Genomic DNA, 14,526 nt, shown 5'->3' on the forward strand with positions numbered 1-14,526 from the left:
AATATTGAAAGTAATAATTAGATTTAAATTTAGTTTATATTTGTTAAACAACGAGCACAAAGTATATAATAGTTTAGACAGTAAATTTGGTTTAAAACGTCATTTTATTTACCATTATAATTTTAAAATTCTAGAATTGGATGATCATTTTTATGAGTAATTTAAAAAATATATTTAGATACATAGGTAGAACTGCTAAGTTCATCGATTATCCATTATTAATTACATACGTTGTTTTATGTCTTTTCGGTTTAATCATGGTTTATAGTGCAAGTATGGTTGCTGCAACTAAAGGGACGTTAACAGGTGGACTTGAAGTATCTGGCACGTATTTTTATAATAGACAACTCATTTACGTTATTATGAGTTTTATTGTCGTATTTTTTATCACTTTTATGTTGAATATTAAAATATTACAACAACCCAATATTCAAAAATGGATTATGATTATAATCTTCGTATTACTATTTTTAACACTTATTATAGGTAAAAATATTAACGGATCTAAAAGTTGGATAAATCTTGGGTTTATGAACTTGCAAGCATCGGAATTATTGAAAATTGCATTCATATTATATATTTCATATGTAATAAGTAGAAAATTACCGCAAGTAAGAGAGAAAATTAAAGTAATTGCTGCACCACTTTTTTTAATAGGCGTATGCTTATTTTTAGTATTGTTGCAAGGTGATATTGGGCAAACGTTGTTAATCATGATTATTATTGTTTCAATGTTTATTTTTGCAGGTATCGGTGTTCAAAAATTAGTAAGAGGACCGGTTTTGCTTATTGCTGGAAGTTTCATCGCGATTGCATTGCTCTTTATTGTAAGTGGAATGATGCCACATTATTTGAAAGCGCGTTTTAGTACATTAATGAACCCATTTAGTTCAGAAGCCGGTACAGGTTATCATTTAACTAACTCATTGATGGCAATTGGAAATGGTGGATTATTTGGTCGTGGTTTAGGCAATGGAATTATGAAACTTGGTTATTTACCAGAAGCACATACTGACTTTATATTTGCAGTCATTTGTGAAGAACTTGGTTTAGTAGGTGGATTATTCGTCATTTGCTTATTATTCTTCATAGTTTATCGTGCTTTCGTATTAGCTACTAAAACACCATCATATTTCTATAAATTAATTTGTGTAGGCGTTGCTAGTTATATTGGAAGTCAGACTTTTGTCAATTTAGGTGGTATTTCAGCAACGATTCCATTAACTGGTGTACCTCTACCATTTATAAGTTTTGGTGGTTCATCTATGTTGAGTTTAAGCATCGCAATGGGTCTGCTATTGTTAGTCGCAAAACAAATAAAAATTGATGAAAAACGATCACAAAAAGCTAGAAAACAAAAACTAGGTATAACTAGATAATCTCTTAAATAAGGATGATAACCTTTATGTGAAATAAGCTTGATTTCATGTAAAGGTTTTTTACATTTTTATGAAAATATAATATACAACGTCATTGTAAGTGGAGTATTATTATTTAAAATGATAATATGAAGTTATAACTAATGATAATTTTTAGTGATTACCATAGAAATATTTATTTTTTAATAGTTTATTAATACGGAAATCATTTTCATTATATTTACTTTACAAATTTTACAACAACTATTTAATAAATAAATATAGCTTTATTTTTAGAGTTAGTATAAAATTTTATTATCTAATTAGTTAGAATATTCAAACTTTAAAAGGGGAGTGCCTTTTTTGAAAAATATAAAAAAATTATTAGTAGCTAATCGTGGCGAAATTGCAATTAGAATTTTTAGGGCAGCAACAGAATTAAATATTAAAACAGTGGCAATATACTCAAATGAAGATAAAAACGCTTTGCATAGATATAAAGCAGACGAATCTTATTTAGTAGGAAAGGATTTGGGACCAGCCGAAAGTTATCTAAACATTGAACGTATTATAGATGTGGCTAAACGAGCTGGTGTAGATGCCATTCATCCTGGTTATGGTTTTTTAAGTGAAAATAAACAATTTGCACAACGTTGTGATGAAGAAGGAATTAAATTTATTGGTCCGCATATAGAACATTTAGATATGTTTGGAGATAAAGTCAAAGCTAGAACAACTGCAATAAATGCTAATTTGCCTGTTATTCCCGGTACAGATGGACCGATTGAAAACTTTGAAGCAGCAAAAGCATTTGCTCAAGAAGCTGGCTTTCCTTTAATGATTAAAGCTACGAGTGGTGGTGGCGGTAAAGGGATGCGTATCGTACATGAAGAAGGAGAATTAGAAGACGCATTCCATCGAGCTAAATCTGAAGCCGAAAAGTCATTTGGTAATAGTGAAGTATATATTGAAAGATACATAGATAATCCCAAACATATTGAAGTACAAATTATTGGGGATGAATATGGTAATATTGTTCACTTATATGAACGTGATTGTTCGGTGCAACGTCGTCATCAAAAGGTAGTGGAAGTAGCTCCTTCAGTTGGCTTATCAAAAGAATTACGAGAACGAATTTGTGATGCAGCATTACAATTAATGAATAATATCAAATATGTTAACGCAGGGACGGTAGAATTCTTAGTATCAGGGGATGAGTTCTTCTTTATTGAAGTTAATCCTCGAGTTCAAGTAGAACATACAATAACTGAAATGATTACTGGTATAGATATTGTTAAAACTCAAATTTTAGTTGCTGATGGTGCTAACTTATTTGATGAACGCATTTCTATGCCACAACAAGAAGAAATTCAAACATTAGGTTACGCAATTCAATGTCGTATAACAACAGAAGATCCATCTAATGACTTTATGCCAGATTCAGGTACTATTATCGCTTATCGATCTAGTGGTGGTTTTGGGGTACGTTTAGATGCTGGTGACGGTTTCCAAGGTGCAGAAATCTCTCCTTATTATGATTCACTATTGGTTAAGTTATCAACACATGCGGTTACATTTAAACAAGCTGAAGAAAAGATGGAACGCTCTCTTCGTGAAATGCGTATACGTGGTGTGAAAACTAACATTCCGTTTCTAATTAACGTGATGCGCAATGATCAATTCCGCAGTGGGGATTATACGACTAAATTTATAGAAGAAACACCCGAATTATTTAATATTGCACCGACTCTAGATCGTGGTACTAAAACGTTAGAATATATCGGTAATGTAACGCTTAACGGTTTCCCTAATGTAGAAAAAAGACTCAAACCTGATTATGAATCGACAGCTATACCACAAGTGCCACATAGTAAAATTAATACGTTGAACGGAACGAAACAGCTGCTAGATAGTAAAGGACCTAAAGCAGTAGCTAATTGGGTACGAGAGCAAAACGACGTATTGGTCACTGATACTACTTTTCGTGATGCACACCAATCACTCTTAGCAACTCGCGTTCGTACTAAGGATATGATGAATATTGCTTCTAAAACTGCTGAAGTGTTTAAAGATAGTTTCTCTTTAGAAATGTGGGGGGGCGCAACATTTGATGTCGCTTACAACTTTTTAAAAGAAAATCCATGGGAACGACTAGAAAGATTACGTAAAGCAATTCCCAATATTTTATTCCAAATGTTATTACGTGCTTCAAATGCAGTTGGCTATAAAAATTATGCTGATAATGTGATTGAAAAATTCGTAAAAGAAAGTGCGAATGCAGGCGTAGATGTCTTTAGAATTTTCGACTCACTTAACTGGGTAGATCAAATGAAAGTTGCAAATGAAGCGGTTCAAAATGCAGGTAAGATTTCCGAAGGTGCAATCTGTTATACTGGTGATATATTAAATCCTGAACGTTCAAATGTATTTACACTTGAATACTATGTGAAATTAGCAAAAGAACTTGAACGTGAAGGGTTCCATATCTTAGCAATTAAAGACATGGCAGGATTGTTAAAACCTAAAGCAGCATATGAACTTATAGGAGAATTAAAATCTGCGATAAATTTACCGATACATTTACACACACACGATACAAGTGGAAATGGTCTACTTATCTATAAAGAAGCGATAGATGCAGGTGTAGATATCATTGATACAGCTGTTGCATCAATGAGTGGTTTAACAAGTCAACCTAGCGCCAATTCGTTGTATTATGGATTAAATGGTTTTAATCGAAATCTAAGAGCAGATATTGAAGGATTAGAAGAACTCAGTCACTATTGGAGTACTGTGCGTCCATACTACAGTGACTTTGAAAGTGACATTAAGTCTCCTAATACCGAAATTTATGAACATGAAATGCCTGGTGGACAATATTCAAATTTAGGACAACAAGCAAAAAGTTTAGGTTTAGGTGAACGTTTCCACGAGGTCAAAGATATGTATCGTCGTGTTAATTTCTTATTTGGCGATATCGTAAAAGTAACACCATCATCTAAAGTTGTAGGTGATATGGCCCTTTATATGGTGCAAAATGACTTGGATGAGCAATCAGTCATCAAAGAAGGCCATAAGTTAGACTTCCCTGAATCGGTTGTATCTTATTTTAAAGGTGATATAGGTCAGCCAGTCAATGGCTTTAATAAGGAATTGCAAGATGTCATCCTCAAAGGTCAACAACCACTAACAGAACGTCCAGGTGAGTATTTAGATCCTGTGAATTTTGATGAAATTAGACAAGAACTTGAAGCAAAAGATTATGGTGAAGTGACTGAACAAGATGTAATCAGTTATGTATTATATCCAAAAGTATTTGATCAGTTTATGCAAACAAAACAACAATATGGTGACTTATCATTATTAGATACGCCAACGTTCTTCTTCGGTATGCGTAATGGTGAAACAGTCGAAATAGAGATTGATACTGGTAAACGATTAATTATTAAACTTGAAACAATTAGTGAGCCGGATGAAAATGGTTATCGAACAATTTATTATGTTATGAATGGTCAAGCACGTCGTATTTCTATAAAAGATGAAAATATTAAAACAAATACGAACTTGAAACCTAAAGCTGACAAATCAAATCCTAATCATATTGGTGCTCAAATGCCTGGTTCGGTAACTGAAGTTAAAGTTACAGTTGGTGAAGAAGTAAAAGTAAACCAACCTTTATTAATTACAGAAGCGATGAAGATGGAGACAACGATTCAAGCACCATTCAATGGAACTATAAAACAAGTAACGGTTGTAAACGGCGATGCGATTGCAACAGGTGATTTACTTATTGAAATTGAAAAAGCAGATTAAAATCAAAATATATTTTAAAAATGAGCTAATTAATAAATATCATATTGAAGTTTGAATAGATTGAGTCAATAGAGTAATAAATATTTATAAACGTCATCGTTAATAAAATTTTAAAATAAAAAGGAGATGTGAATGAACCATTCACATCTCCTTTTATATTAATAGGTTATTTAATTTTTTCACTTCTAATGGTACGTAGCATTAACATAATAAAGTAAGCTATCATACCGAATAATATTGTGATAAATAAAGCGTGTAAAAGTGCAATGAATAAATTTACGTTAGTCATTACAGATAGTGCACCAGTAATTACTTGTAAGATGATAAGAATAAATGCAGTCGTATACCCATATCGAATTGTTCTATTCTCAGAGTAATTTTTAACTGCATGAATAAACGTTATCATTATCCAGAAGAACGTTATAAATGCCATACCACGATGCGCAAATTGTACCCAATCTTGCTCTGTATGTGGAATGATGTCATGGAAAGGTAAAGGCCAACCACCATATGCTAAACTTGCTTTTGCATGTCTAACTAAAGCACCAGTATATATTGTTAAATACACAATACCTGTCATCATCCATGTTAATCTTCTTAATGGCTTTCTGATATATAGTTCATCAGCTTCATATTTTTTATCGACTTCAAAAATGATAAGCATTAAAACAAACACTGAAGAGAAACTGATTAAAGATATGCCAAAGTGCAGTGCTAATACGTATGAATTTTGTTGCCAAATGACAGCTGCTGCACCAATCAATGCTTGAACTAGTAAAAATGCAATACTAATTATTGCTAATGGCTTTACCTCTCTAATATAGCCAATATGTTTCCATGCTGTAATAGCTAACCACAGTACAACGATTAATGATAAACCAGAGACGGCACGATGACTTAATTCGATAATTGTATCGATAGGTAAATTTTGAGGAAGTAATGCACCGTGACATAAAGGCCAAGAAGATCCACATCCATCTTCCGAGCCAGTCTTAGTAACTAATGCACCACCAAGTTGTACAAATGCCATTATGATAGTTGCTAATACAGATAACCACTTAAGGTTTCGTTTGTTAAACAATGTTATACACCCCATCATTAATCAAGAGTATTTTGACAGTGTAGATAAATTAGTACTGAATGCTCTTAATTAATGTCTATTTTTATTACAATTTTATTATTAAAATAATTATACAACAATAGGAACTAACAAAAAATTAGTTAAGTAGAATGTCGTTAAAGTGTCACAATTAAATTTGATATAAACTAGTCAATTTTTAGTAATTGCTATATCATAGTATTATATGAAAATTTTAAGGAGGGGGATCATGAGCAAAGAGCAAACTTTGACACAACCATCGAACCGTGTATCGTTTAAAGAGTTACAACAAATTATTAAGATGGGTCTAGTTCAAGGTAACTTAATTCCTGCATTTGCAGGTGCTTGGTTAGCTGTTGTGATGAGCAATCATTCCTTCCTATCGTCAATACCTCAAATTCTATTAATGTTGATTGGATCAACATTAATTATGGGTGGCGCTTGTGCATTAAATAATTATTATGATCAAGATATTGACAGAATAATGCCAAGTAAGCAAAATAGACCGACAGTTAATGATAGAATTTCAGATAAAAATTTATTAATTTTAAGTTTTGGTATGATGTTAGTAGGAGAAGCTTGTTTATTCTTATTAAATGTACCATCAGGTGTACTAGGACTCATCGGCATTGTGGGTTATGTGTCTTATTATTCAATTTGGTCTAAAAGACATACAACTTGGAACACAGTAATAGGGAGTTTTCCGGGTGCAGTACCACCATTAATTGGTTGGGTTGCTATTGATGGAAATATAAGTCTTATTGCAATTGCATTATTTTTAGTTGTTTTTTGTTGGCAACCAATTCATTTCTATGCTCTAGCAATTAAACGAAGTGATGAATATTCATTAGCAAATATACCTATGTTACCATCTGTTAAAGGATTTAAACGTACTAGAATAAGTATGTTTATATGGTTAGTCTTTTTACTTCCACTACCATTTCTTTTATCAAGTCTAGGGACAACATTTGTAGTATTAGCGACATTGCTTAATTTAGGTTGGCTTTATGTTGGTTTAACTTCTTTTAAGAAAGAGACAGATCAAACTAAATGGGCAACAAAAATGTTTATTTACTCCCTAAATTATTTAGTAGTATTTTTCGTTTTAGTTGTTGTTATCTCATTGATAAAAATGATTTAAAATACACAAATTAAATAAGGATGAAATATATGAATTTACCAATTCTACCGACGATTAGTACAAGTTGTATTGTGATTAGTGCTATCTTTGTTGCCATTGGATGGTGGCAAATCTGGCATAGAGATATAGATAAGCACAAGAAAACAATGTTATGGGCAGCAATCTTTGCATTAACTTTCTTTATTATCTATGCATCAAGAACTATATTTATAGGTAATACAGATTTCGGGGGACCAGACTCAGTTAGAACGTATTATAAAATTTTCTTGATTTTCCACATTAATTTAGCTACAATTGGTGGCGTTCTAGGGCTAATTCAAATTATTACAGCATATAAAGATAAATTTAAATGGCATAGAAAAGCAGGTCCAATTGCATCAGTTATATGGTTCTTTACAGCTATCACTGGTGTAGCAGTTTACTTACTTTTATATGTATTTTACCCAGGTGGAGAAACGACTTCACTAATTAAAGCAACATTAGGATTATAATCGAATTTAGTGTAACAACTTAAATACAAATTGATTTAGACTAAGACATCATTGTCTTAGTCTTTTTTGTAACATCAATATCAATTTATTTGTAAAAGGATGACTTGGTAAAAGTAGTCTTGCTAAGTAGGATGTCTTGATTAGTAAAATAGTTATTTTGTACAATAGATATAATTCAAAACAGGTGGGTGAAAGATGGCAAAATTAATAATTAAAGTTTTAGGTGTAATATTTTTAATATTATTTCTTATATATTTATTTTACTCACCTAGACTTAAATTTGATGTATTAGAAAATCCAAATAAAACTGTTTCAACTAATCATTCAGAACAAGCGCCTAAGACACATAACACCAGTGAAAATCCATCACCAAAAGAGGGTGTAGGTACTTGGATTAGTAAAGATATAGATGATTTAACTGATAAATTCGGTCAAGCAAGTCGTACATATCCATTTAAAGGGCACTATATGAATTACGTATTTAAAAAAGATGAACAATATTACATTGTTTCAACTAAAGAGAATAAAATAAAATCAGTTTATGTAACGGGAAGTAAAGCTAATGTTGCCCCTTTAAAAATTAATGAGAGTGCATCACATATTTTTGAAAATACAAGTATTAACCCAGATCCTTCAATTAAAGTGAATGGTCAAAGTTATAATTTCGAATTATCTGATGAAGATATAAAAACACAAACATTAATTAAATATGGAAATGTTTATGCACAGGTTTATGTGGATCAGCAATCGAATCAAATTATGGGGATTCGCTTTCTTGATAAAGAGGCATTAGCATTTCTTAAGCCATATCCTTTAGCTAATGAATCTGATGACGACTATAATGAAGAAGATTTTGATAAAGCTAAGAAAGATAATCTTCCTTATGAACAAAATCCTAATCAATTAATGACGCTATATGAAATAACGAATGAGATGAGAAAGTTAAAAAATATTAAACCACTAAGAGTCAATTCAGATATAGCTCACATTGCATCAGTAAACTTATATGAGGCAACAGGTTCTAATGATGTTGAATTTACTGAGGATGCTTTGAAAAGCCAATTAAGCAACGAAAACATTTCATTCATTTCTACAAGCCAAAATGTCGGATATGATTTTGATGATGTACCGACACTAATTCACAGTTGGATGAATTCTGATATGCACCGTTCTAGAATGTTGAATACTAAATATGAGGAAATGGGTGGAGAAGTTATGAAAGATTATTATTCACTTATTTTTCTAGAAAAATAATCTATTAATGGAAGGGGAACCATACATTGTATACAGAAGAAACAATGTCAATTCTTGATGATATAGAAGGACTATCGGATATGATTGTTCAATCTGAACTTTATCATGATTTTCGCGCAGCACAAGAGATGCTAAACAATGATGATGAAGCACATCTTATGTATCAGGCTTTTTTGAAATCTAAAGTTGCTTATGATGAAGTTATGCGTTTTGGGAAATATCATCCTGATTATCAAAAGGTTATGTTAGAAACAAGAAGACGTAAAAGAGCTTATGAAATGTTACCAGTCGTCATGGATTACAAATCTAAAGAGGTAGCTCTACAAAATTTAATTGATGAAGTAGTAAGTAAAATAGCATTTTCAGTTTCGGAAAATGTCAAAATTGAAGCGGGAAATCCATTCTTTAAAACAGGTCATGATGGATGTGCGACAGGTGGTACTTGTAATTGTAGTTTGTCATAAAATAAGGAGAAAGAAATCATATTGCATTTGATTTCTTTCTCCTTTTACTTTATAGCGCGTTTATTTCACAATGTTGAGACTTAATTTGAATTGTTTACCTAAATCTGGGCGATCTGTTACTAATGTATGAACACCTTTATGATATAAATCGGACATTAGGTCAGTGCTATTAATTCCGTAAAATCCAGGCACTATATTTAATAAGTTTAACCATTGAATAAAACGTTTAGAAGTCAATGGAATACCTTTAAATTGGGTAGGCATTTGAAATGTATCAGCAACGGGTTGATACTTATTTCCTAATCCTAAATTAAATTTGATAAATCCTTCTGCAACTTCTTTTTGACTTGCTCCAATAGCAACTTGTCCCTTACTTATTTCTCTAAAGCGATCATTTTGTTCTTTGTAAAAGCTAGTTACAAGTACGCGATTTTGTGCCTGATTATTAATAATATCTTCATACATTTTTGTTGGCGCAACTGTTCCTTCATAACTATCTGGTGCATCTTTTAAATCAACATTAATATACATATTAGGATACATTTTTAAAAGCTCATCAAAAGTTAATATTTTTGCTTCATCATGACCACGATATGGAACTTGGCCATTAATATCTTTAAAGTGATAACCAGCATCTAAACGCTTTAATTCTGAAATTCTATGATCACTAACCTTGCCCGAACCATTTGTAGTACGATCTACAGTAGCATCGTGAAAGACAATTAGTTTTTCATCTTTAGTAAGTCGAACATCAGTTTCAAAACCATCTAAGTTGTAAGCGACGGCATTATCGAATGCCAATTGTGTTTGCTCAGGTCTGACTGCCATGCCGCCTCTATGTGCAAAAATGTATGGTGCCTTACCATTAAAGAATTTAGGGATTTCTTTAGTTTTATATACCTTATTACCTTTATTTATAAAAAATAAGCTACCCAAAAAACTAACGCTCGCTAAGCTCAAATTAAGAACCCATCGTTTTTTGATCGTCATTTATATTGCCTCCTTGTTATTATTGAATTAAGCGTACCAAACTTCACACCAACGAAAAAGTAAATAGCTATTTGATGCACAGGGATACAGTTCATGGGATTAAAGGATTTTATAATATAAATAGTCGTGGTATAGTTATTATGCATAATAAATGGAGTGTGTATAGTATGGAATTAATTCCAAGAGTGAGTTTAATCGTTTATTTAAAACATATTAAGCATGAGCGTCAAATTAGAAAGTATGGACATATTATTTATACGAATAAGCAACGTAAATATGTTGTATTGTATGTTAATGAAAATGACGCAAATGCAATTGTCCATAAATTAATGAAACTAAAATACGTTGTGGATATAGACGGATCACCTTATAAATATTTGAAAAAAACTTATGAAAAAGAAAAACATGAAATTCTATAATTTTATTGCATGGGTGGAATCCAATTTTGTAGTCGTAATACACTTATCAAATACTTAAAGTATTGGTCTAACGTGTGGAACGCTTCTGGTGGTTGTACATCTATACCGAATATAGGTACATTATATTGATTTGCTTGATTATTAATGAGTTCAAATTTTTTATTACTGTCAGGATATGGATATTTAAGCGCATCAAGCATGATGTACATAGCTTGGAAATGATTACCTGAAGTTGGATTCATAATCATTGCAACTGATGAAAGTTGTTTTGAAGATTGTGGTGTATGAAAGTATACAATTTTATTTATCCGGAGATGGTTGTATTCTATTAAGGTATTAAATTCAAATAGGTCTGTTAATCCTTCTCCCAATACGATAAATGACTGTTTCATAATATAATCCTTCTCCTTTTTACAACAAATTATAATAAATAACCTAGAGAAATGGAAGTGTAAGTCAAGATGAGAGTTATTGCTGGAAAACATAAAAGTAAAGCCTTAGAAAGTTTAGAAGGTCGTAATACACGTCCAACTATGGATAAAGTGAAAGAAGGTATATTTAATAGCTTACAAGAAGTACATGGTTTAGGTTTAGACTTATTCGCTGGAAGTGGCGCATTAGGTATTGAAGCATTATCTCGTGGTATGGAAAAAGTCATATTTGTAGATCAAAATTTTAAAGCTGTTAAAGTGATACAAGCTAATTTAAATCAATTAGACCTACGTGATCAATCTGAAGTTTATAAAAATAATGCTGATCGTGCATTGAAAGCTTTAAATAAGAGAGAGATTCAATTTGACTATATTTTTCTTGACCCTCCATATAATAAAGGTTTGATTGATAAAGTTTTAGAGCAAATTGCAGAGTTTAATTTATTGAAAGAAAATGGTATCATCATTTGTGAGTTTAGCAATCATGAGCAAATCAACACAAATGGATTTAAAGTGATTAAACAATATCACTATGGTCTTACTGATACTTTGTTACTAGAAAAAGGAGAACAAAATGGCTAAAACGAAGGCGGTCATTCCTGGTAGTTTTGATCCTATTACATATGGACACATCGATATTATCGAGAGAAGTGCAGGGCGCTTTGATGAATTACATATTTGTGTGTTAAAGAATAGTAATAAAACTGGGACGTTTAATATTGACGAGCGAATGGCATTAATTGAAGAATCTGTAAAACATTTATCAAATGTTGAAGTACATAATTATAACGGTTTGTTAGTAGATTTTTGTGACAAAATTGGTGCTCAAACAATCATTAGAGGCTTGAGAGCAGTCAGTGATTTTGAGTATGAATTGAGACTAACATCAATGAATAAAAAACTAAATAGTAATGTAGAAACGATGTATATGATGACTAGTACAAACTATTCTTTTATTAGTTCGAGCGTCGTAAAAGAAGTGGCGCAATATAAAGCTGATATATCAGATTTTGTACCTCCAAATGTTGAGAAAGCATTAAAAGAAAAATTTAAAAAGTAATAGATGAGGTTAAAATAATTCCACTCAAAACTGTACGAGGCAGATTTAATTTGTATAGGTCTACATTTATTCCGCATTAGCCGACTAGGACTGAGAAAGAGCTTTAAATTAAGCATTTCTCAGTCCTAGTTCTTTTTATTAATTATTACAGGTGTATTAAAATCATTAGCCCTTTGACCAGATATTAAATTATAAATATGAGTTGTTTTAATTTCATTTTTAAATAAAGAGGCAGTTTCCTTGTTAATATTTGTAACAAAAAAGCGATTAGGGAATTGTTTTTTTAAGTACTTTAAATACTGTTGCCCTCTTTGATTCATGCCTAGAATTCGCACTCCCCGAATTTCATCATCAAAATCACTTTTGTTAATGTTTAGTAATATTTGCATCAGAACACGCTGTATATGTGTGTGTGTGAAACGTTTAGTTTTAATTAAAGACATAAACGTGTCGAAATCTTGCGCATTTTGAATGTTTGATTTGAGACGATGTTCAAAGCCCTCAGACATGGTATAAATGTGTGATAATTCTTCAGAGGAACGACTTAAAATATTATATTTAATAAAATTAAACGTTTGCTTCTTCAAAAGGTGTGGCGTTTCATATAAATGCTTTATATCTGTTGGTACGACATCTTTCCAGGTGTTTTCTTTATTTAATAAAGCGTGTCTAATAGCTGAGCCACTTGCGAAACTGTCATGTTTAATCTCTTGATCGTGATGTGCGGTAGATTGACGTTGAATAGCGATTCTTTGTATAGTTGGAGCTATATTGCTAATGGCTTTTATGTATGCTACACCTAATATATTGTTAGGAGAGCGTAACACTTGTTGATCATCAATTAGGTCATGTACAATTTTGGCGTAACTGTTCCCTTGTTTAATTAAGTCTTGAAAATATGACGATTGTTCAAGCGAGTTAATATTAGATGCTACGTTTTCAAGACGTGAAATGTCATTGATTTCACTGCCAAATGCAATAGTATCAATATCTAAATAGTGAGCTACTTTAATTGCAAAAGTTGCAAAATAATCACTCGATGACAGACTAGCAATCGCTGGAAGTTCAACAACTAAATCAACGCCTGACAAAGCCATCTTTGTTCTCAAGAATTTATTATAAATTGCTGGCTCGCCACGCATGACGAAATTGCCACTCATAATTGCAATACTTATCTCCGCGTCGGACTGTAACTTAGATTGTTGAGCGTGATATAAGTGGCCATTATGAAATGGATTATATTCTGTGATTAGTCCAACACTTTTCATTTGCAATTCATCCTTTCGATATTCATTATTAGTATTGTAACAGATGAAAGTATGTTAAGAAAAAATCTTGACAACTTATACTTGTAAAGTTAAAATAAATTTTGTGTTTGTTAGAGGTGAAGCCGTATGAAATGGTCAATAACGCAATTAAGAAAATATCAAGGTAAGCCATTTGAATTCAATCAAACGGCAAATTTTGAGCATTTAATAGAACCTTTAGGCTTGATTGATTTATCAGAAATCAATGTTGAAGGTGAATTAACCGTTAAAGCCAATGAAGTTATTGCAGATATTCATTTAACTGGAACATATACAATGCCTTGTGCACGTACGCTTGTACCTGTAGAAGTTCCTTTAGATGTAAGAACATCTGAAATATTTGATTTGGAAGGTTATGATAGTTATACCGATGAAGAAGTAGAAGAGGATGAACACTATCATCTAGCTACTGATGGTATGATTAATATTCGAGACATTGCTGAAGAATTGGTAATCATTGAGAAACCGATGAGAGCTTTCTCTGAGAATAGCGATCAGATGCTTACAGAAGGTAATGGTTGGGAAGTTATTGACGAAGATCAAATGATCGAACTTGAAAAAGAAAAAGACAATGATGATTCCCAAACGCAACAAGTTGACCCTAGGCTTCAAAAATTACAACAATTATACGATAAAGAGTAATAGCAGGTTGTTTTAAATTATTGTATAATGATTTAATGACCTAACACTTAAGATATG

General features: G+C 31.8%; 14 protein-coding genes. 10 read left to right on the forward strand and 4 right to left on the reverse strand.

Translation table 11 applies throughout. The annotated features are described in order from the left end of the window. The first annotated feature begins 152 nt into the window (after positions 1 to 152). Positions 153 to 1,379 (forward strand): cell division peptidoglycan polymerase FtsW, encoded by a 1,227-nt coding sequence (ftsW, locus tag HMPREF2737_RS07720; protein ID WP_037549399.1) that lies wholly within the window; start codon positions 153 to 155, stop codon positions 1,377 to 1,379. Between the two features lie 342 nt (positions 1,380 to 1,721). Continuing rightward, positions 1,722 to 5,171 carry a pyruvate carboxylase gene (locus HMPREF2737_RS07725; protein ID WP_037549402.1) on the forward strand — a complete coding sequence of 1,150 codons (3,450 nt, stop codon included), beginning with the start codon at positions 1,722 to 1,724 and terminating at the stop codon, positions 5,169 to 5,171. 166 nt (positions 5,172 to 5,337) lie between these two features. Here the strand turns inward: HMPREF2737_RS07725 and HMPREF2737_RS07730 are convergent, their stop codons facing one another. Further along, the gene (locus HMPREF2737_RS07730; RefSeq protein ID WP_037549405.1) at positions 5,338 to 6,252 is read right to left on the reverse strand and encodes a COX15/CtaA family protein; all 915 of its coding nucleotides are present in this window, start codon (positions 6,250 to 6,252) and stop codon (positions 5,338 to 5,340) included. Positions 6,253 to 6,499: 247 nt separating this feature from the next. Between HMPREF2737_RS07730 and cyoE the strand changes: the two genes are divergently transcribed. From cyoE to HMPREF2737_RS07750, 4 genes are all read left to right on the forward strand, one after another. After that, the gene (gene cyoE / locus HMPREF2737_RS07735) at positions 6,500 to 7,411 is read left to right on the forward strand and encodes a heme o synthase (RefSeq protein WP_037549408.1); all 912 of its coding nucleotides are present in this window, start codon (positions 6,500 to 6,502) and stop codon (positions 7,409 to 7,411) included. Between the two features lie 29 nt (positions 7,412 to 7,440). Next, entirely contained in the window at positions 7,441 to 7,902 is a 462-nt protein-coding gene (locus tag HMPREF2737_RS07740; RefSeq protein WP_011276111.1) for a DUF420 domain-containing protein, read from the forward strand. Positions 7,903 to 8,097: 195 nt separating this feature from the next. Then, positions 8,098 to 9,156 carry a CAP-associated domain-containing protein gene (locus tag HMPREF2737_RS07745; RefSeq protein ID WP_037549411.1) on the forward strand — a complete coding sequence of 353 codons (1,059 nt, stop codon included), beginning with the start codon at positions 8,098 to 8,100 and terminating at the stop codon, positions 9,154 to 9,156. Between the two features lie 26 nt (positions 9,157 to 9,182). Beyond that, positions 9,183 to 9,620: a YlbF/YmcA family competence regulator gene (locus HMPREF2737_RS07750; RefSeq protein WP_037536210.1), complete on the forward strand. Its 438-nt coding sequence runs from the start codon at positions 9,183 to 9,185 to the stop codon at positions 9,618 to 9,620. Between the two features lie 60 nt (positions 9,621 to 9,680). Here the strand turns inward: HMPREF2737_RS07750 and HMPREF2737_RS07755 are convergent, their stop codons facing one another. Beyond that, a complete protein-coding gene (locus HMPREF2737_RS07755) occupies positions 9,681 to 10,610 on the reverse strand; it encodes a glycerophosphodiester phosphodiesterase family protein (protein ID WP_037549414.1) in 930 nt (309 codons plus the stop codon). 167 nt (positions 10,611 to 10,777) lie between these two features. Here HMPREF2737_RS07755 and HMPREF2737_RS07760 point away from each other — a divergent pair, with 167 nt between their 5' ends. Beyond that, positions 10,778 to 11,029, forward strand: coding sequence for a DUF2129 domain-containing protein (locus HMPREF2737_RS07760; protein ID WP_037549417.1), 252 nt, complete (start codon positions 10,778 to 10,780; stop codon positions 11,027 to 11,029). A 2-nt stretch (positions 11,030 to 11,031) separates the two neighbouring features. Here the strand turns inward: HMPREF2737_RS07760 and HMPREF2737_RS07765 are convergent, their stop codons facing one another. After that, complete coding sequence (locus HMPREF2737_RS07765; protein ID WP_037536215.1) at positions 11,032 to 11,421, reverse strand: DUF7147 family protein; 390 nt, start codon at positions 11,419 to 11,421, stop codon at positions 11,032 to 11,034. A 69-nt stretch (positions 11,422 to 11,490) separates the two neighbouring features. Between HMPREF2737_RS07765 and rsmD the strand changes: the two genes are divergently transcribed. Next, the gene (gene rsmD / locus HMPREF2737_RS07770; protein WP_037549420.1) at positions 11,491 to 12,042 is read left to right on the forward strand and encodes a 16S rRNA (guanine(966)-N(2))-methyltransferase RsmD; all 552 of its coding nucleotides are present in this window, start codon (positions 11,491 to 11,493) and stop codon (positions 12,040 to 12,042) included. After that, positions 12,035 to 12,520, forward strand: coding sequence for a pantetheine-phosphate adenylyltransferase (coaD, locus tag HMPREF2737_RS07775; RefSeq protein ID WP_011276104.1), 486 nt, complete (start codon positions 12,035 to 12,037; stop codon positions 12,518 to 12,520). The genes rsmD and coaD overlap by 8 nt, the downstream gene beginning before the upstream one ends. 125 nt (positions 12,521 to 12,645) lie before the next feature. Here coaD and HMPREF2737_RS07780 read toward each other — a convergent pair whose 3' ends face one another. Continuing rightward, on the reverse strand, positions 12,646 to 13,788 hold the full coding sequence (locus tag HMPREF2737_RS07780; RefSeq protein WP_037549422.1) for a nucleotidyltransferase: 1,143 nt from the start codon (positions 13,786 to 13,788) through the stop codon (positions 12,646 to 12,648). A gap of 126 nt (positions 13,789 to 13,914) precedes the next feature. Here HMPREF2737_RS07780 and HMPREF2737_RS07785 point away from each other — a divergent pair, with 126 nt between their 5' ends. Continuing rightward, positions 13,915 to 14,469, forward strand: coding sequence for a YceD family protein (locus HMPREF2737_RS07785; RefSeq protein ID WP_037549425.1), 555 nt, complete (start codon positions 13,915 to 13,917; stop codon positions 14,467 to 14,469). The last annotated feature ends 57 nt before the right edge of the window (positions 14,470 to 14,526 follow it).

Source organism: Staphylococcus sp. HMSC069D12 (assembly GCF_001810405.1).
Lineage (GTDB): Bacteria > Bacillota > Bacilli > Staphylococcales > Staphylococcaceae > Staphylococcus > Staphylococcus haemolyticus.